The sequence below is a fragment of the Roseibium sp. Sym1 genome, from assembly GCF_027359675.1.
Taxonomy (GTDB): Bacteria; Pseudomonadota; Alphaproteobacteria; order Rhizobiales; family Stappiaceae; genus Roseibium.
The window spans coordinates 1409936-1428845 of sequence record NZ_CP114786.1 but is presented as its reverse complement, the minus strand read 5'-3'; the positions used below and the strand labels follow the sequence as shown (position 1 = coordinate 1428845).

General features: G+C 63.6%; 15 protein-coding genes. 7 read left to right on the top strand and 8 right to left on the bottom strand.

What is annotated here, in order from left to right; all coding sequences use genetic code 11:
- Positions 1 to 57: 57 nt before the first annotated feature.
- The 3 genes from puuE to O6760_RS06430 all read left to right on the top strand — a co-directional run bounded on the left by puuE (position 58) and on the right by O6760_RS06430 (position 3520).
- Positions 58 to 1518 (top strand): allantoinase PuuE, encoded by a 1461-nt coding sequence (gene puuE, locus O6760_RS06440; RefSeq protein ID WP_442969860.1) that lies wholly within the window; start codon positions 58 to 60, stop codon positions 1516 to 1518.
- Positions 1515 to 2012 (top strand): ureidoglycolate lyase, encoded by a 498-nt coding sequence (locus O6760_RS06435; protein ID WP_269584663.1) that lies wholly within the window; start codon positions 1515 to 1517, stop codon positions 2010 to 2012. The genes puuE and O6760_RS06435 overlap by 4 nt, the downstream gene beginning before the upstream one ends.
- 71 nt (positions 2013 to 2083) lie before the next feature.
- Positions 2084 to 3520 carry a uracil-xanthine permease family protein gene (locus tag O6760_RS06430; RefSeq protein ID WP_269584662.1) on the top strand — a complete coding sequence of 479 codons (1437 nt, stop codon included), beginning with the start codon at positions 2084 to 2086 and terminating at the stop codon, positions 3518 to 3520.
- Positions 3521 to 3768: 248 nt separating this feature from the next.
- On the opposite strand, the gene O6760_RS06425 is transcribed toward O6760_RS06430, so the two are convergent.
- The 5 genes from O6760_RS06425 to bhcA all read right to left on the bottom strand — a co-directional run bounded on the left by O6760_RS06425 (position 3769) and on the right by bhcA (position 9582).
- Positions 3769 to 4752, bottom strand: coding sequence for a type I glyceraldehyde-3-phosphate dehydrogenase (locus O6760_RS06425; protein ID WP_269584661.1), 984 nt, complete (start codon positions 4750 to 4752; stop codon positions 3769 to 3771).
- Between the two features lie 219 nt (positions 4753 to 4971).
- Complete coding sequence (bhcD, locus tag O6760_RS06420; RefSeq protein ID WP_269584660.1) at positions 4972 to 5937, bottom strand: iminosuccinate reductase BhcD; 966 nt, start codon at positions 5935 to 5937, stop codon at positions 4972 to 4974.
- A gap of 303 nt (positions 5938 to 6240) precedes the next feature.
- Positions 6241 to 7404 carry a 3-hydroxy-D-aspartate aldolase BhcC gene (gene bhcC / locus O6760_RS06415; protein ID WP_269584659.1) on the bottom strand — a complete coding sequence of 388 codons (1164 nt, stop codon included), beginning with the start codon at positions 7402 to 7404 and terminating at the stop codon, positions 6241 to 6243.
- Positions 7405 to 7423: 19 nt separating this feature from the next.
- Positions 7424 to 8395: a beta-hydroxyaspartate dehydratase BhcB gene (bhcB, locus tag O6760_RS06410; protein WP_269584658.1), complete on the bottom strand. Its 972-nt coding sequence runs from the start codon at positions 8393 to 8395 to the stop codon at positions 7424 to 7426.
- Positions 8392 to 9582: an L-aspartate--glyoxylate aminotransferase BhcA gene (gene bhcA, locus O6760_RS06405; protein ID WP_269584657.1), complete on the bottom strand. Its 1191-nt coding sequence runs from the start codon at positions 9580 to 9582 to the stop codon at positions 8392 to 8394. Before bhcA ends, bhcB begins: the two co-directional genes overlap by 4 nt.
- Before the next feature lie 170 nt (positions 9583 to 9752).
- On the opposite strand from bhcA, the gene bhcR reads away from it, so the two are divergent.
- On the top strand, positions 9753 to 10607 hold the full coding sequence (gene bhcR / locus O6760_RS06400) for an HTH-type transcriptional regulator BhcR (RefSeq protein ID WP_269584656.1): 855 nt from the start codon (positions 9753 to 9755) through the stop codon (positions 10605 to 10607).
- A gap of 243 nt (positions 10608 to 10850) precedes the next feature.
- Here bhcR and O6760_RS06395 read toward each other — a convergent pair whose 3' ends face one another.
- Together O6760_RS06395 and O6760_RS06390 are read right to left on the bottom strand one after the other, a co-directional pair.
- Positions 10851 to 11705: a bifunctional allantoicase/(S)-ureidoglycine aminohydrolase gene (locus tag O6760_RS06395; RefSeq protein WP_269584655.1), complete on the bottom strand. Its 855-nt coding sequence runs from the start codon at positions 11703 to 11705 to the stop codon at positions 10851 to 10853.
- 319 nt (positions 11706 to 12024) lie between these two features.
- Positions 12025 to 13740, bottom strand: a complete 1716-nt coding sequence (locus O6760_RS06390) for a thiamine pyrophosphate-requiring protein (RefSeq protein WP_269584654.1) — start codon at positions 13738 to 13740, stop codon at positions 12025 to 12027.
- A 303-nt stretch (positions 13741 to 14043) separates the two neighbouring features.
- Between O6760_RS06390 and O6760_RS06385 the strand changes: the two genes are divergently transcribed.
- The 3 genes from O6760_RS06385 to O6760_RS06375 are packed head-to-tail and all read left to right on the top strand — an operon-like array spanning position 14044 to position 16950.
- Positions 14044 to 15078, top strand: coding sequence for a TRAP transporter substrate-binding protein (locus O6760_RS06385; protein WP_269584653.1), 1035 nt, complete (start codon positions 14044 to 14046; stop codon positions 15076 to 15078).
- Complete coding sequence (locus tag O6760_RS06380) at positions 15078 to 15587, top strand: TRAP transporter small permease (RefSeq protein WP_269584652.1); 510 nt, start codon at positions 15078 to 15080, stop codon at positions 15585 to 15587. The genes O6760_RS06385 and O6760_RS06380 overlap by 1 nt, the downstream gene beginning before the upstream one ends.
- A gap of 7 nt (positions 15588 to 15594) precedes the next feature.
- The gene (locus O6760_RS06375) at positions 15595 to 16950 is read left to right on the top strand and encodes a TRAP transporter large permease (RefSeq protein ID WP_269584651.1); all 1356 of its coding nucleotides are present in this window, start codon (positions 15595 to 15597) and stop codon (positions 16948 to 16950) included.
- A gap of 610 nt (positions 16951 to 17560) precedes the next feature.
- On the opposite strand, the gene O6760_RS06370 is transcribed toward O6760_RS06375, so the two are convergent.
- Positions 17561 to 18874: a lyase family protein gene (locus O6760_RS06370; protein WP_269584650.1), complete on the bottom strand. Its 1314-nt coding sequence runs from the start codon at positions 18872 to 18874 to the stop codon at positions 17561 to 17563.
- Positions 18875 to 18910: the final 36 nt, after the last annotated feature.

The window sequence follows — 18910 nt, the reverse complement described above, 5'->3', positions numbered from 1 at the left end:
TGATTTATAAGAAGACACCATGCCAATGGGCGACTTGGGGCACAGTCCTTGCTAGGGATGAGAACTCATATTCAACCTGTTGGTATCACGAGGAGGTCCGTCTTGAATCGTTATCCCCGGAACATGCGTGGCTATGGGCAGACCCCGCCGGATCCGAAATGGCCGGACGGGGCGAAGGTCGCGGTTCAGTTCGTCCTGAATTACGAGGAGGGCGGCGAGAACTGCGTGCTCCATGGCGACGCCGCCTCCGAGGCGTTCCTGTCCGACATTCCCGGCGCCGCCCAATGGCAGGGCCAGCGCCACTGGAACATGGAAACCATTTATGAATACGGCGCCCGCGCCGGATTCTGGCGCCTGCACCGCCTGTTCACCCGCTCGAACATCCCGCTGACCATCTACGGCGTTGCCACCGCTCTGGCGCGCAGCCCGGAACAGGTCCAGGCGATGAAGGACGCCGGCTGGGAAATCGCCAGCCACGGCCTCAAATGGGTGGAGCACAAGGACATGCCGCAGGAAGAGGAACGCGCGGCGATTGCCGAGGCGATCCGCCTGCATACCGAGGTCGTCGGGACACGCCCGCGTGGCTGGTACACCGGCCGCTGTTCGGAAAACACGGTGCGTCTCGTCGCCGAGGAGGGCGGTTTTGCCTATGTCTCCGACACCTACGACGACGACCTGCCCTACTGGCTGGAAGTCGGCGACCGCGACCAGCTGATCATTCCCTATACGCTCGAAGCCAACGACATGCGATTCGCGACCGCCCCCGGCTGGACCGACGGCGAGGACTTCTTCAACTACCTGAAGAACGCCTTCGACATGCTCTACGAGGAAGGCAGCACGGACACACCGAAAATGATGTCCGTCGGCCTGCATTGCCGTCTCGTCGGCCGACCGGGCAAGATCGCGGCCCTGAAAAGGTTCATCGAGCACATCCGGAAACATGACGGTGTCTGGTGTCCGCGCCGGATCGAGATTGCCGAACATTGGGCAAAGACCCACCCGCCGCAAAGGTTCTCGCGGCCGAGCCGCATGGACAAGACCGAGTTCGTCGAAAAATTCGGCGGCATTTTCGAGCATTCCCCCTGGATCGCGGAACGCGCCTTCGAGCTGGAGCTGGGTCCCGCCCACGACTGCGCCGCCGGGGTGCACAACGCGCTCTGCCGGATGTTCCGCTCCGCCAGCGAAGAGGAGCGTCTTTCCGTCCTGACCGCGCACCCGGATCTCGCCGGCAAGCTGGCCGCCGCCGGCCGCCTGACCGCGGAAAGCACCAGCGAACAGGCCAGCGCCGGTCTCGACCTCTTGACCGACGAGGAACGCGAGACCTTCACAAAGCTCAACACGGACTACGTCGACAAGCACGGCTTTCCGTTCATCATCGCCGTGCGCGACCATGACAAGGCCTCGATCATGGAGGCGTTCCAGCGCCGGGTCGGCAATGACCGGGCCACGGAATTCGAGGAAGCCTGCCGCCAGGTGGAACGGATCGCCTGGTTCCGCCTCAAGGACCTGTTGCCGTGAGCCGGACCATCGCCCCATCGCCCCTCACAGCCGAGGCTTTTGCCGCCTATGGCGACGTGCTGGAAGTCGCAGGTGACCCTGACAAGATCATAAACCAGGGCATGTGCGGCCGGCATCACGACAGGGCAAAGCTGGATTTCGGGACCGGGCGGGCGGGCATCAGCCTGTTCGACGCAAAGGCGCGATCACTGCCTCACGTCGTCGACATGGTCGAGCGACACCCGGACGGCAGCCAGGCGTTCATTCCGCTGGACGGTGTGCCGATGATCGTCGTCGTCGCGGACGACAACACCGGCACGCCGGTCAACCTGAAGGCTTTCATCAGCCAGCCGGGCCAGTCGATCAATCTTCATCGTGGCACCTGGCACGGTGTTCTGGCTCCGCTTGGCAAGGCGGGCCGTTACGCGGTCGTGGACCGCATCGGGGACGGACCCAATCTTGAGGAACATTGGTTCGAGGACCCGTGGACTGTGGAGGCCGCCGCAACGGGATAGGCCTTCCATTTCGGACGATCCCTGCCCGCCAAACGAGGTGGAGACGTCCATCGACCTTCTGAGGAGCAGACATGTCTAACGCATCGATCGGGTCGCCGGAGCAGCTCCGCGATCCCAACTACACGCCGCCTTTGGTGAAGGCGATCCCCCTCGGCATCCAGCACGTCCTGGCGATGTTCGTCTCCAACGTGACCCCGGCCATCATTGTCGCCGGTGCCGCCGGCTTCGGCTTCGGGTCCAATTCGCCCGACTTTCCGGAGCTTCTCTATCTGATCCAGATGTCGATGGTGTTTGCGGGCGTGGCAACGCTCCTGCAGACCCTCACGCTTGGCCCGGTCGGCGCGGCCCTTCCGATTGTCCAGGGCACCTCCTTTGCCTTCCTGCCGATCATGATCCCGCTGGTCGCCGGCAAGGGCGTCGACGGCCTCGCCGCCCTGTTCGGCGGCGTCATCATCGGCGGCATGTTCCACGCCTGCCTTGGCCTTTTCATCGGCAAGATCCGTTTTGCCCTGCCGCCACTGGTGACCGGCCTTGTCGTCACCATGATCGGCCTGGCGCTGGTCAAGGTCGGCATCCAGTACGCCGCCGGCGGTGTGCCCGCCATCGGCACGCCGGAATACGGCTCGCTGCTGAACTGGTCGGCCGCACTGGTCGTGATCGTTGTCACCCTGGGGCTGAAATTCTTCGGCAAGGGCATGATGTCGGTTTCGGCAGTGTTGCTCGGCCTGCTCGCCGGTTACATCTTCGCGCTGGCCACAGGCATGCTGACCTTCGGCGCGATTGCCGGGTCCTGGGACCGGGCGGCCGTCTTTGCCCTGCCGCAACCGTTCAAATACGGCTTCGAATTCTCCTTCGCCGCTGTCATCGGCTTCTGCCTGATGGCCTTCGTGTCCGCGGTTGAAACCGTCGGTGACGTCTCGGGCATCACCAAGGGCGGCGCCGGCCGTGAAGCGACCGACAAGGAAATCGCCGGCGCGACCTATGCCGACGGGATCGGCACGGCCATTGCCGGTTTCTTCGGCGGCTTCCCGAACACTTCCTTCAGCCAGAATGTCGGCCTGATCGCGATGACCGGCGTCATGAGCCGTCACGTGGTCACCATCGGCGCGATCTTCCTGATCGTCTGCGGCCTCATTCCGAAGGTCGGCGCGGTCATCCGCACGGTGCCGATCGAGGTGCTCGGCGGCGGTGTCATCGTGATGTTCGGCATGGTGGTCGCCGCGGGCATTTCCATGCTGTCGGACGTCAACTGGAACCGGCGCAACATGGTGATCTTCGCCATCTCGCTTTCCATCGGTCTCGGCCTGCAGCTGGAACCCGGCGCCCTGCAGCACATGCCGGACACGGCGCGTATTCTGCTGACCAGCGGCCTGTTGCCGGCGGCGGCGATCGCAATTGTGCTCAACCTGATCCTGCCGGACGAGCTGACGGGCGAATCCACCGAGGAGGTTTCCGGTGGCATGTCGGGCCACGGCCGCGGGTCGCTTCCGAAGGAAGAAACCGCGTAAGGCCACCTTGCAACTGAATGACGAGGGGCCGCGCGAGCGGCCCTTTTTTGTTGGTTCCCACCACCACCTCTCAACCATCATTCCGGACACGTGAGGCGCAGCCGAGCGCCGATCCGGAACCCAGACATATTTCCCGCTGAAAGCGCGGCTCATTTTCTTCATTGGTGTTCGCTTCGCGAACGCTGACGCGCTGGATTCCGGATCTGTGTGCAGCGATGCTGCACTTGTCCGGAATGACGGCGGTGGGGTTACCGCCCCGCCATCAACCTCGCCATGTCGATCATGCGCGCCGAAAAGCCCCATTCATTGTCGTACCAGCCGAAGATGCGCACCTGGTGGGCGTTGGCCTCCAGCGTTTCCGGCAGGTGGATCACGAGGGATTCCGGGCGGGTGCGCATGTCGGTGGAAACGACGTGATCCCTGACGAAGCCGATCACCGGATTGTTCTCGAAAATCTCAAGAAGCCGGTCATTGAACGGCGCTTTGACGGGCTGGGCCAGGGTCACGGTGAGGTCGACGGCGGAGACGCTGATCGACGGCACACGCACCGCCGCACCGCTGACCTTGCCGGCAAGCTGCGGCAGCACCGTGCCGACCAGTCTCGTGGCACTGGTGGTGGTCGGCACCATGGAGACGCCGCCCGCGCGGCTGCGCTCCAGCGGTCCGCGCGGCGCGTCCACCATCGGCTGGCTGCCGGTGTAGCAGTGAATGGTGGTCATGTGGCCGCTCTGGATGCCGATGGCATCGTCGAGGCCGCGCAGCAGCGGGGCAAGGGCGTTGGTGGTGCAGGAGCCGTTGGAGACGATCCTGTGGCCGTTCATTTCCTGTTCGTTGGCGCCGAGCACCAGGGTGATGTCGGCGGCCTTGGAGGGGCCGGAAATCAGAACGTTGGTGGCTCCGGCCCTGAGACCACGATCCGCAATGGTGCGCGTGTCGGCCTTGCCGGTACATTCCATCACGACGTCGACACCGGCGAGATCGAGCACTGACAGGTCCGGCTCGGCGGAAAAGACGATCTCGCGTCCGTCAATGGTCAGCGTTCCGTCACCGGCCGTGACCTCGCCCGGCCAGGGGCCGAAGACGCTGTCATACTTGAAGAGATAGGCGCAGGTTTCCAGCGGCGCGATGTCGTTGATCCGCACCACCTCGATCGCGTCTTTTTCAGGAAGGCTGAGCACCTGACGCAGGACGGTCCGGCCGATCCGGCCGAACCCGTTGATCACAATCCGCATTCCAACAACCCAAATCCGTCCATTGAGCATGGCGGCAAGGCACGGCTTTGCACCAGGTTGCAGAAGATCCCCTCTCCCATGGGGAGAGGGTTAGGGTGAGGGGTATAACGGGGCAGTGCCCACGAGGCGTTTGTCCCCTCACCCGGACCTTCGGTCCGACCTCTCCCAATGGGAGAGGTTGTTGGGTGCAAGCCGGAAATGCCGGGCACTCCGCCTGACTCAAAAATCCACGTTGATGGCGACGCCTTTCCGGAGGGCCAGCTCGACGGCGGCCGATGCCACCGCGAGATCCTGAAGGCCGACGCCCGTTCCGTCGAAGAGGGTGATGTCCTCGTCCGAGGTCCGTCCCGGATGGGTAGCATTAATGACGGCGCCGATCTCAATTATATTGTCCTCAGGGACAATTCCGGCGGCGACCGCGTGCTGGCATTCGCCGATGGTCGCGGACTGGGCAACCTCGTCGGTGAAAAGCCTGGCCTTGCCGACCAGCTCCGTCTCGACCTCCTGCTTGCCCTTGGTATCCGTTCCCATGCAGGCGAGATGCGTGCCCGGGCCGACCTGCGCGGCCTTCAGGATCGGTTCGAAGCTTGAGGTGATCGAGATGATCACGTCGGCCTCCGCGCCGAGCCGGTCGAGATCGACGGCCTCGAAGGGCAGGCCGAGGTCACCGGCGGTGTCTTCCAGACGCACCAGCATTTCCGGATGCAGGTTCCAGCCGATCACCTTTTCAAAATTTCGCTGCTCCACGGCGGCCCGCATCTGGAACGCGGACTGGTGGCCGGCACCGATCATGCCGAGCACCCTGGCGTCCTGGCGCGCCAGGTGTTTGATCGAAACGGCGGAGGCCGCGGCCGTCCTGAGCGCCGTCAGCAGATTGCCGCCGACAACCGCCTTGGCTTGTCCGGTATCGGCGTCGAACAGGAACACGGTCGACTGGTGGTTGGTCAGGCCCTTTGCCATGTTGCCCGGCCAGTAGCCGCCGGATTTCAGGCCAAGGGCGAGCGACGAGCGGTCGAAACCGGACTTGAAGCCGTAAAGCGCATCGGCATGGCCGATCGCCTCGCGGATGACCGGAAAATTATAGGCCGCGCCGCTCGCCATGGCGGCAAAGACGCTCTCGACCGCGTCAAAGGCGTCCTGGCGGCCGATCAGGCCGGCGATTTCCTTTTCAGGAACAATGATCATGTGGGTCTCCGATTTGAAGCCTGCAACACACTCCGACGTCATCCTGAGGAGGGCCGAAGGTCCGTCTCGAAGGATCGGCTGCACATTCTGCAGTGGAGGCCGATCCTTCGAGACGGCGCTGGCGCGCCTCCTCAGGATGACGTCGGAGTTCATTGGTGTGACACAGCCCTACCGTCGTCATGCCATGGCTTGTCCATGGCATCCATGCCGTTTCCCGCCGGATCGAACATCTTCGACATGGAAAGGTCACGGCATGGATTGCCGGGTCAAGCCCGGCAATGACGAACAGCAGGGAGCTGTGTATCAGTAAGCCTTGCCGCGGGCCGACACCGGCCAGACCGTCTCGACCTTGCCGTTGCGAACGCCGACATACCAGTCGTGCACATTGGCGGTCGGGTCGCAGTGGCCCGGGACCAGCTTCAGTTTTTCGCCCACTTTCAGGACGCCCTTCGGGTCGGCGATGACGCCGTGCTCGTCCGAGCATTTGACGTATTCGACATCGTCGCGGCCGTAGATGAAAGGCAGGCCGCTGTCGACGGACTGGGCTTTCAGCCCCGCGTCGCAGATCGCCTTGTCGGCCTTGGCGTGGCTCATCACCTGGGTGAGGATGAAGAACGCGTTCTCCCACTCGCCCTGGTCGATCCGCTTGCCGTCCTTGTCGAGGATCCGGCCGTAATCGGCGTCCATGAAGGCGTAGGAGCCGCATTGCAACTCGTTGTAGACGCCGGAATTGGACTCGAAGTAGTAGGAGCCGGTGCCACCGCCCGAGACGAGTTCCGGTTCGAGGCCGGCCGCCTTCAGCGCCTCGACCGCGTCCCTGACCATGGCAATGGCGATGTCGAGTTTGTCCTTGCGGGCCTCATAGCTGTCGAGATGCTGCATGGCGCCCTGATAGGCCTGGATGCCGGTGAATTTCAGGTTTTCGGCGGCATCGACCGCCTTCGCAATCTCGACGACCGCCTCGCTGGTGGTGACGCCGCAGCGGCCGGCGCCGCAATCGATCTCGATGAAGACCTCGATTTCGGTGTCGTTCCTGGCGGCGGCTTCGGACAGCTCGGCGACATTGGCAATGTCATCGACACAGACGATCGTGCGGGCACCGAGTTTCGGCAGCCGGGCCAGCCGGTCGATCTTCTTCGGATCGCGCACCTGGTTGGAGACCAGGATGTCCCTGATGCCGCCGCGGGCGAAGACTTCCGCCTCCGAGACCTTCTGGCAGCAGACGCCGACGGCGCCGCCGAGACGCTCCTGCAGCTTCGCGACATCGACCGACTTGTGCATCTTGCCGTGCACCCGGTGGCGCATGCCGTGGGCTTTGGCGTAGTCGCCCATCTTCCTGATGTTGCGCTCCAGGGCGTCGAGATCGAGCACCAGGCACGGTGTCTGGATATCGGCCTCGTCCATGCCCGGCAGGGCGGGAATGTCGTAGCCGACTTCGAGTTTTTCAAATCCGGTTTGTGCGTTCATTGTTTTTCTCCAGAATGAGTCAAAGCATCCAGGGCAATTTGCCGAGATCGACATTGCCGCCGGTGATGATGACCCCAACGCGTTTGCCCGCGAAGACGTCCCTGTTCTTCAGGATGGTCGCCAGCGGCACGGCAGAGGATGGTTCCATCACGATCTTCATCCGCGCCCAGGTCAGGCGCATGGCGTCGATGATTTCCTGCTCCGAGGCGGTCAGGATGTCGGTGACGTGGTTGGAGACGAAGTGCCAGGTCAGCTCCTTGAGCGGCACTTTCAGTCCATCCGCGACGGTATTCGGCGCGTCGTCGGCGATGATGTGACCGGCGCGGAAGCTGCGCGCGGCATCGTCGGCCTGTTCCGGTTCGGCCGCGTAGATCTTCACTTCCGGCGCCAGGTTCGACAGCGTCAGGCAGGTGCCGGAGACCATACCGCCGCCGCCGATCGGGGCGATCACCGCGTCCAGTCCGTCGGTCTGTTCCATGAGTTCCTTCGAACAGGTGCCCTGCCCGGCGATGACACGCGGGTCATTGTAGGGATGCACGAATTCCGCGCCGGTCTTCTGTTGGACCTCGGCAAAGACAGCCTCGCGGCTGGAGGTCGACGGCTCGCATTCGGTGATGATGCCGCCATAGCCGCGCACCGCGTCCTTCTTCGCCTGCGGGGCCGTCTTCGGCATGACCACGTGGCAGGGAATGCCGCGCCGGCCAGCCGCGTAGGACAGGCTCAGCGCGTGGTTGCCGGAGGAATGCGTGGCAACACCGGCCCTGGCGGTCTCTTCGTCAAGGCCGAAGACCGCGTTGGAGGCGCCGCGCACCTTGAAGGCGCCGGCCTTCTGGAAATTCTCGCACTTGAAAAAGAGCTTGGCACCGGTCAGCTCGTTGAGGAACGAGGAGGTCAGCACCGGCGTGCGGTGGATATGGGGCTTGATGCGCTCATGGGCGACCAGCATGTCCTCGAGCGTCGGGATGTCAGGGGTCAGGGCATCGGTTTTCATGCGGCTTCCTTTGCAGAAACGGCGGGTTCACGGCGGTAGTATTGCTGGGCGGCGGCGACGCCGGAGCCGAGTGTGACGGGCAGGCCGAGATCGGCCATGACCATTTCGGCGGTTGCCAGGCCCGACAGGGTCATGACGTCGGTCAGGCTGCCCAGATGGCCGATGCGGAACACCTTGCCCGCGACCTCCCCGAGGCCGACGCCGAACGCGACACCGTATTTCCCGGCGGCATGGGTGACGACATCGGTGGCGTTGAAGCCTTCGGGCGTGCGGATCGCGCTGACGCTGTCCGAATAGAGGTCCGGAGTCTTGGCGCAGAGCTCCAGGCCCCAGGCGCGGACGGCGGCGCGGACGCCCTCGGCGATGCGGTGATGACGGGCAAAGACGTTCTCCAGCCCTTCGTCGAGCAGCATGTCGCAGCTCTGCTTCAGTCCGTTGAGCAGGCCGACGGCCGGCGTATAGGGATAGGCGTTGCTCGCATAGGCCTTCATCATGTCGCGGACATCGAAGAAGGTGCGCGGCAGTTTCGCGGTCTCGACAGCGGCCTGCGCCTTCGGCGACAGGGCGACGATCGCCAGGCCCGGCGGCAGCATGAAGCCCTTCTGCGAGCCGGTAACGGCGGCATCGACACCCCATTCGTCCATGCGGAAATCCATCGAGGCAATCGAACTGACGCCGTCGACGAACAAGAGCGCCGGGTGATTGGCGGCATTCAGCGCGCGACGGACGGCGGCGATATCTGACTTGACGCCGGTGGCGGTTTCGTTGTGGGTCGCCAGGACCGCCTTGATCTCGTGGCCGGTATCCTTCGCCAGGATCTCCTCGTAGCGGTCCGCCGGCAGGCCGGTGCCCCAGGGCGCCTCGACGACCTCGACCTTCAGGCCGTGACGCTGGCACATGTCGATCCAGCGATGGCTGAACATGCCGTTGCGGGCTGCCAGGATCCTGTCGCCCGGGCTCAGGGTGTTGGTGATCGTGGTCTCCCAGCCGCCGGTGCCGGTGGACGGAAACACGAAGATGTCCGCCGTCTCGGATTTCAGGACCTTTTTGACGCCCGCAAGGGCCGGCTTCAGGATCTCGCCGAAAAGCGGTGACCGGTGGTCCAGGGTCGGCATGTCACAGGCCCGGCGCAGGTGCTCGGGCATGTTTGTGGGCCCGGGGATGAAAACTGGGTTCTGGAAGCTCATGGCCGTTTCCTCATTTGGATTTGAAGAAATGGTACCGGAGAAGGCGAGGTGGCCGCAATTTTTTTAAAATATTTTTTCAGAAACGAAAAAAACTGAAAAATTATTTCTTGTCAGAGGTTTGCGTTTTTCATATCGTGAACTCGTTTTTCAAAAATGGAATTTGGTGTGTCATGGCGAAGCCGAAAAACGAACCCTCGAACGCGCGCCGAGCCCGGGGGCGTCCGCGGGCCTGGGACGACAAGAGCGAACAGAACACCATCAAGTCGCTCGACCGTGCAATGGCGGTCCTGGAGCATCTGAGCACCCAGTCCGGCGTCTCCCTGTCCGCGCTGTCCGAGCAGCTCGGTGAATCGACCGCCACCCTCTACCGGATCCTGTTCACTCTGGAGACACGGGATCTGGTCGAGTTCGACCAGGCCCAGCAGCTCTGGCATATCGGTCCGGGGGCCTTCATCATCGGCGCGCGGTTCCTGCGCCGGACCAGCCTGGTGGAACGGGCAAGGCCGATCCTGCGCAGGCTGATGGAAGAGACCGGCGAGACCTCCAATCTGGGGGTCGCGCAGGCCGACCAGGTGCTGTTCGTCAGCCAGGTGGAGACCCATGAAAACATCCGGGCCTTCTTTCCGCCCGGAACGCTCTCGCCGCTTCATGCGTCGGGTATCGGCAAGGCGCTGCTGGCCTTCATGGAGCCGGGCCAGTGCGACCGCATTCTGACGCAAACGGACCGGGAGCGTTTCACGGAACACACCCTGTGCGATGCCACGCTCCTGAGGGAAAATCTCGAGCTGATCCGGGGACGCGGATACGCCATCGACGAGCAGGAAAAGAATCTCGGGATGCGCTGCATCGCGGCGCCGGTGTTCAATCACTACGGCGAGGCCGTGGCCGGCCTGTCGGTCTCCGGCCCGACCAGCCGTGTCCGGCCGCACAAGATCGACGCGCTTGCCAAAGCGGTCATGGACGCGGCCGCCAGCCTGACCGCCGCGGTCGGCGGGGAGGCCGTGCGGTCAGGGTCGCGGACCTAACGTGGAGCCGGCACACTCACAAACCGCCTTGCCCCACCCACAGACGTCATCCTGAGGAGGACCATCAGGTCCGTCTCGAAGGATGGGCTGCTTGTTCCGGAGCGTGTGGCGGATCCTTCGAGACGCGCGCAGGCGCGCTCCTCAGGATGACGTTCGTGTGTGAAGCGAGGTCACGAAAACCTTGGGTTCAAGTATACTTGCCAGAACTGCGCCGCCGCACGTCTGAAATCCGTCTGCGCCCGCCTAGAACCGGCCGGCGGGCTGCAGTTTCATGTGCCGGTTGACGTCCTTGTAGAGCAGGTAGCGGAATGGCCCAGGGCCGCCGGCATAGCAGGCCTGGGGGCAGAAGGAGCGCAGCCACATGTAGTCGCCGGCTTCCACCTCGACCCAGTCCTGGTTCAGCCGGTAGACCGCCTTGCCTTGAAGAACATAGAGCCCGTGTTCCATCACGTGGGTTTCGGCAAAGGGGATCACCGCGCCGGGCTGGAAGGTGACGATGTTGACATGCATGTCGTGGCGCACGTCTTCCGGGTCGACGAAACGGGTGGTTGCCCACTTGCCCTCGGTGCCGGGCATCGGCCGCGGGACGATCTCGTCTTCATGGGTGACGAACAGCTCCGGCCAGTCGAGGCCGTCGACCGGTTCATAGGCCTTGCGCACCCAGTGAAACCGGACCGGTTCGCTGCTTGTATTCCGGAAAGTCCAGTCTGTCTTCGGCGGCAGGAACGCATAGCTGCCCGGGCGCAAATCGTGGCTCTTGCCGCCCGCGGTCAGGGTCGCCTCGCCTTCGACGACGAACAGCACGCCTTCCGCCATCGGATCGGTCTCCGGCCGGTCGGAACCGCCGCCCGGCTGCACTTCCATGATGTATTGCGAGAAGGTTTCGGCAAATCCGGACAGCGGCCGCGACAGCACCCAGAGCCGGGTCTTGTCCCAGAAGGGCAGGAAGCTGGTGACGATGTCCCGCACCGTGCCTTTCGGGATGACCGCATAGGCTTCCGTAAAGACGGCGCGATCGGTCAGAAGCGTTTCCTGGCCCGGGTGACCGCCCTTGGGCGCATAATAGGAATGGGGCACGGGCAACCTTTCTTGGTTCATCTTGGTTGCCGAAGACTATGACCCGGATTTCGGTCCGGCGCCATGGAGCCGGACCGAAGAGCTCTTTTCGGAAAAACAAGAAAATCACGCCTTGATTTTCAGCTTGTCCCTGTCAATCGACCGGCGCTTCTCAAGCCCGGAGAATTTGTCTTTGCTACGCGAATTTCGTGCAGCCCCACGTTACCTCTCCCAGTGGGAGAGGTCGGACCGCAGGTCCGGGTGAGGGGATAAACTTCTTAAAAGTTAAAAACGTCTGCCCCCTCACCCCAACCCTCTCCCAATGGGAGAGGGGCCGCCAGGCGTTCCTGCGACGTTCTTCTCAAGCTCTCGCAATCGCGATGTTCAGGAGCACCTGGCGCCTTTCTTCCGTGGCGACCTTGATGGCGCGCTCCAGCGTCGCCGGCAGGGCTTCGCCTTCCGTCACGGTTTCGGTATAGGCCCGGCTGGCTTCGGCGGTCCGGGTGAAATCGGGGCTGGGCCGGAGCGAGGTCAGCGGCACGTCATTGGCTCTTGTTGCCAGTCCGTCCTTGTAGGTGCCGATCACCGACTGGCGCACGGCGCCCCATTCCTCGTTGTTCAGCACCAGCGTGATCACGGGAAGCTCGTTGGCCTCCGCAACCATGTGGCAGGCCGTCGGGTTGGCGAACATGTAGCTGCCGTCGCCGATCGTCGCGAAGACCAGCCGGTCCGGCTCCGCCAGCTGAGCGCCGAGGGCGGCAGGAAGCCCCCAGCCGAGCCCCCCGGAATGGGGTTCCTGGAAATAGCTATCGGGCTGGTCGAGGTCGAGCGGCTCGAGCGGGCAGCCGAGTTCATGAAAGACCGTCGCCTTGCGGCCCTTGATCGCCTTGCCGAGACAATGCGCGACCCATTCCTTGCTCATCGGGCTACCCTTGCCGCGTTCGGCGAGCGCGACGACGCTTTGGCGCCTTTCGGCGGAAATTGCGGCGATCTTCTGGCGGCGCGCGTCCAATTCGGCCTCGTTGCGGGGGCGGGACTTCATTTCCGATATCAGGGCCAGCAGCGTGTCCGCGGTTTCCCCGGCGAGGGCGACGTCGGCCTGGAAGTTGCGGATCGGCGTTCGCGAGAACAATGGGTCCGGCCCGAGCTGGATCACCCTGACGTCGTCGCGCAAGGAGATCTTGTCCGGCCACCAGGGGGCGAGGGAATTGATCACCAGCACCACGTCGGCCTCGGCAAGCAGGGCTTCCGGAGCGCAGCCGGCCTGCATCGGGTGCGACAGCGGCACCGAAAGCTGGTTGGCCCAGTAATGGGACAGCGGCAGCGCCCAGTCAGTCAGGAAATCGCCAAGCGCGGCAAAGGCTTCTTCAGAGCCTGCGCCGCGCTGGCTGATGATCAGCGGATTGGAGGCCCCCGCCAGCAGATCCGCCGCGGTCTTGAGATCCGCCGGTGACACTGCTGCCGTTACGGGTGCCTGCTTCGACGGCGTCTGAAGTCCGTTCGGCGGGGTCTGTTCGCACAGAACCTCGCGCGGCAGGCTCAGATACACCGGCCCCTTGGGCGTGGAATTGGCAATCGCCCAGCCCCGGTCGAACAGGTCCGCGATCTGCTCGGGGAAGCGCAGTTCGTAATCCCACTTGGTGACTTCGCGCACCATGGCGGTCTGGTCGAACATCTCCTGGCCCCAGCCGATGGGCACGGTCCTCGCACCGAAGCGGTCCTTTTCCATCACCGGCGTGCGGCCCGACATCATCAGCATGGGGATCTGGTCGCACCAGGCGTTGATGGCGCCGGTGACGCCGTTGGAAAGGCCCACATTGGTGTGCAGCATCACGGCCTGGATCCTGCCCGAGATCTGGTAGTAGCCATGCGCCATGCCGACGGCGACATGTTCATGCGGCACGGTGATCGGCACCGGCAGGTCCAGACCGGTCTGGGTGGCTTCGATCAGGCCTTCGATGATCGGCGGAAAATCGGTGCCCGAGTTGGCGAACACATAATCGACCCCGAGCGCCTTGAGCTTGCCGAACACGGCGCCGCCCGCCGTGATCGTGCCGCCATCCATCCTGTCAGCCATGATGTCCTCCCGGATTTTCGCCTGTCGCAGGCCGGTTTGGACCGCGTCTCGCAGCAGTCGCATCCTGATTGGACGGCACCCTAGACAAAAAATCGTGGCGATTGGAAATGATATTTTTCTTGTCGAATTCGGAAAGTATCCCGGCCGTTATATCAATTTACATTACCAAAACAATTAGTGAAAATGGGGGCGGAGGAACGTCCGAAGACGGCTGCCCATGGTGCTGTTCACGCATTATGGCCAGCGCATTTGGCCATCGCATTTGCGATCCGGAGCCCAAGGAACGTCCCCGGAGGAGGAAACATGAACATCATCAAGACTGCAGTTCTTGCGGCCGCCGCGCTGGCGGCCGGCGCCATCTCCGCATCCGCGGCGGAATATGAATTCAAGCTTCACCACTTGCTGGGCGAGAAGGCCCCGGCCCACACCAAGATGCTGGTGCCGTGGGCGAAACAGGTGGAAGAGAATTCCGGTGGCAAGGTCGCCATCGAGATCTATCCGGCCATGACACTGGGCGGCCGTCCGCCCGAACTGATCAACCAGGTTCGCGATGGCGTGGTCGATCTGGTATGGACCGTGAACGGCTACACGCCGGGCCTGTTCCCGCGCTCCGAAGTCTTCGAGCTGCCGGGCATCCACACCAACGACACCGCGGCCACCAACCTTGCCATGCGCGATCTCTTTGAAACCGACCTGAAGGACGACTACAAGGGCGTGGAAGTCATGTTCCTGCATGTTCATGCGGGCCAGGCCATTCACATGCGCGACACGGAAGTGCATTCGCCGGCCGATCTTGCCGGCAAGAAGATCCGCATTCCGACCCGCACCGGAGCCTGGGTGATCGAGGCGCTTGGCGCATCCCCGGTCGCCATGCCGGTGCCGGAGCTGCCACCGGCGCTTCAGAAGGGTGTGATCGACGGCGCTTTCATTCCGTGGGAAATCATCCCGCCGCTGAAAATCCAGGAGCAGACCGATTACCAGATCGAAGGTGTCGACAAGGAACGCTTCGGCACCACCACCTTCCAGGTTTCCATGAACAAGGCGCGCTGGGACAGCCTGCCGGAGGACATTCAGAAGGCCTTCCGGGATGCGTCCGGGCCTGAATGGGTCGAGGAAGTCGGAAAGATCTGGGCCGCTTCCGACGATTTCGGCATCAATCTGGCGGTCAAGGCCGGCAACACGCACATCACCCTGACAGAAGAGGAAACCGAAGCCTTCCGCCAGGTGCTCGCCCCGGTAACCGACCGCTGGGTGGAGGAAGTCTCTGCCAAGGGCATTGACGGGGCCGCGCTGGTCGAAAAGGCCAAGGCCGCGGTGGCGAGCCACTCGGGCAACTGATGCCACACACTCAAACAGCCAGCAGCTCCGGCTTCACCGGGGCTGCCAGCCGCCTGATCACTTTATGGGCCCTGGCAGGCGGCATCCTGTTGCTTGCCGTGGTCGCGGTGAACATGATCTCCATCGTCGGCTCGGTCTTCGGCAAGCCTTTTCCCGGCGATTTCGAACTCACGGAAATGGGCGTGGCAATCGCGGTGTTCGCCTTCCTGCCCTATTGCCAGCTCGTCGGCGCCAATGTCTCGGCGGATATCTTCACGGCCGGCGCGTCCCGGCGCACGATTGCCTTCTTCACCATGCTCGGCTCGCTGGTCGCGCTCGGCTTTGCCGGGCTGCTGATCTGGCGCATGTATCACGGCATGCTGGACCAGAAGGAATACGACTACACCACGACGATCCTGCAGATCCCGCACTGGATGGCGTTCGTGCCGATCCTGCTGTCCCTGGCCCTGCTGGCCCTCGCGGCTCTCGTGACCCTGATGCGCGACGCGAAAGCGCTGTCGAAAGGATAACAACTATATGACGGACGCACTCGTTCTGGGTCTGGGCGCGCTTGGCGCGCTGGTCATCCTGATCGCGATCCGCATGCCGATCGCCTATGCCATGATCCTGGTCGGCGGCGTCGGCACCATGATGCTGAACGGGCCGGCGCTCGTCTTCAGCCAGCTCAAGACACTGGCCTACGGCCAGTTCTCCATCTACGACCTGTCGGTCGTGCCAATGTTCGTGCTGATGGGCGCAATCGCGTCCAAGACGGGCCTCAGCCAGGCGCTTTTCCGGGGGGCGAACGCCTGGCTCGGCTGGCTGCGCGGCGGCACGGCCATGGCGGCGATCGCGGGCTGCGCCGGCTTCGGCGCGGTCTGCGGCTCGTCGCTGGCAACCGCCTCGACCATGGGCAAGGTCGCGCTGCCGGAGCTGAAGCGCTACCACTATTCCGGAGCCCTTGCGACCGGAACACTGGCCGCCGGTGGCGTCCTGGGGATCCTGATTCCGCCCTCCGTGGTGCTGATCATCTACGCCATCATCGTGGAGGCGAATATCGTCACCATGTTCATGGCCGCCTTTCTTCCGGGCCTCCTCGCGGTTGTCCTGTTCCTCTTGACCATCGCCATCTATGTGGCCATCAAGCCGGAAGCAGGCCCCAAGGGAGGGGTTGCCGACAGGCACGAATTCGTCGAGGCGACGGCCGGCATGATCCCGGTGCTGATCATCTTCGGACTGGTGATCGGCGGCATCTATTTCGGTTTCTTCAACCCGACCCCGGCAGCCGCTGTCGGGGTCTTCCTGGTGCTCCTGTTCGGCCTCGCGCAGCGCAAGCTGTCGGGTCATGACTTCATCCTGGCTCTCAAGGAAACCGCGGGCACGTCGGGCATGATCTACCTGATCATCCTCGGCGCCGAACTCCTGAAGATCTTCATGTCCCGTGTCGGCCTGCCCCAGGAGACAGCCGCCTGGATCGCAGGCTCCGGTCTCGAAGCGATGACGGTGCTGATCCTTCTCCTGATCGCGCTGATCCTGCTGGGCTGCCTGATGGACAGCCTGTCCATGATCCTTCTGGTGATCCCGTTCTTCTGGCCTGTTCTGGTCGAAATCAACGGCGGCATTTACCAGGGCGCGGAGGGGGCCGGTTTCGGCATGAGCACGGAAGACCTGAAGATCTGGTTCGGTGTGCTGGCCCTGATCGTGGTCGAGCTCGGCCTGATCACGCCGCCGGTCGGCATGAATGTCTTCGTCATCTCCTCGCTCGACCGCGAGACGCCGATGATCGAGACCTTCAAGGGGGTTGCCCCGTTCTTCGGCGCGGAAATCCTCCGCGTGATCCTTCTGGTCAGCTTCCCGGCCCTGACCCTGTGGTTGCCGCAGGTTCTGAGGTAGGAAAACGGCGAGTTTTCTTACTCAAAATTGTCATCCCGGGCGGAGCGAAGCGCAGACCCGGGACCCAGGACTCCCGGGCGACCGCAACGGACACAACGTAAAAAGATGAAGAGCCCCGGGTCCCTGTTTTCGCGGAGATGACAAGCCATTGAGGCATAAAACTTCCAAAATTCAGCGTCATCCTGAGGAGGGCCAACGGCCCGTCTCGAAGGATTGGCCACCTGCTCTGGTGCCTGCCGCCGATCCTTCGAGACGCCGCTGAAGCGGCTCCTCAGGATGACGCTTTTGGGTGGGACAAGTCAGGCTGAATTCCGTTCAAAACACCCGATTGTCACCCCGGGCGGAGCGAAGCGAAGACCCGGGACCCAGGACTCCCGGGCAAATCGTTTCTGACGAAGAGCCATGACGATGAGGAGTCCTGGGTTCGCTGAGTTCACGAAACAAGTGCAACACCTGTTAAGGTGTTGCTGCGATGGGACAAATCTACAATCAACTGAGTCTGCGTGAGCGGATCAAGATCGAGCTTCGGCAAGGGGAGATGGGAGTGGGTCCCGGGTCGCGCTGCGCTTGCCCGGGATGACACCGTGCATAAGAAGCAACGCGGGGAGGATTAGGCCCTGGCCCGCTTCGCGAAGATCCGGGCCGACATCTCCCTTGCAGGCGCGATTGCGGACGCCGGGTCGAGGTCGGTTTTCCAGTCGATGCCGAGATCGGTGGAATTGGCCAGTGCCTCTGCGAAGGGCTCGGAGCTCGCCGCGGCTCTTGCGACCAAGTCCTTGGCCTCGCCGCGCGGCACGCCGTGCTTTGCCAGCAGGAAGCTGGCCGCCTCGGCCATGATTTCCGGAGTGTCGGCAAACGTGCCGGCCAAACTCGCATCGTTCGGCTCGAGCGTCTCGGCGAGCGCGAGTGCATGACCCAGCATGGCCCCGGTGGCGATCAGCACCTGCGGCAGGAAATGCCACTCGAGCGGCCAGCGAGAACCGTCCCGTTCTTCGAGCGGGGACGCTGCGGCGGCAAGACCCGCCTGGGCCGCGTTGGCAATCTGTTGAAGCCCCAGGATGGTCTCGGCCTGAACCGGATTGGCCTTTTGCGGCATGGTCGACGAACCGCCGCCGGTTCCGCTGCGCAGCTCGGCGATATCCGAGCGTCCGAGCAGGACAAGATCACCGGCCATCTTGGCAAGTCCGGCACCGAGCTGCTGCAGCCAGGCGCCAAGCGCCAGGACGGGCGTCCGGTTGACATGCCAGGACGGGCTGTCGTGAAGATCAAGCTCCTTCGCGAGCAACGCCGACACGGAAGACCCGTCCGGCGCGATTGCGCTGTTGATGCCCGAGGCACCACCGAACTGGACCTTCAGGACGGTCCGGCGCAGCTCCGGCAGGGCCGTCTCGGCATCGATCAGCGGGTGGGCCCATTGCGCGATCCGGTAGCCGAGCGTGATCGGCGTCGCGACCTGGCTGCGGGTGCGGCCTGCCAGAAGCCGGTCGGCGTGACGGTCGCTCTGCCGCTGCAGGACATCGATCAGCTTGTCGAGCCGCGCCGCGAAAAGGCCGATTGCCGCCCTGGCCTGCAGGATCATGGCCGTGTCGATGACATCCTGGCTGGTCGCGCCCCAATGCAGCCAGTTGCCTGCGTCGCCGCCGACCTGCTTGCGCAGCGCCGCCACGAGGGCCGGCACCGGCACGCCGGCGGAACATGTGCCGGATGCCAGGTCGGCCGGATCGATCCGAACCTCCCTGAGACTCGTCGCAATCGCCTCGCCGGCCTCGGCCGGAATGAGACCGAGCCGGCCCTGCACGATGGCGAGAGCGCGCTCGAACGCGATCATGTGGGCGATGTCGCTGGCGTCATCAAGGAGCCGGACGAACTCCTCGTCCGCGAAAAGACCGGAATAAACGGGGCTGGAAAACAGGGAGACGGGCATGGCTCTCAACAGGTTCGAAGTCGCTCCACATTGAGA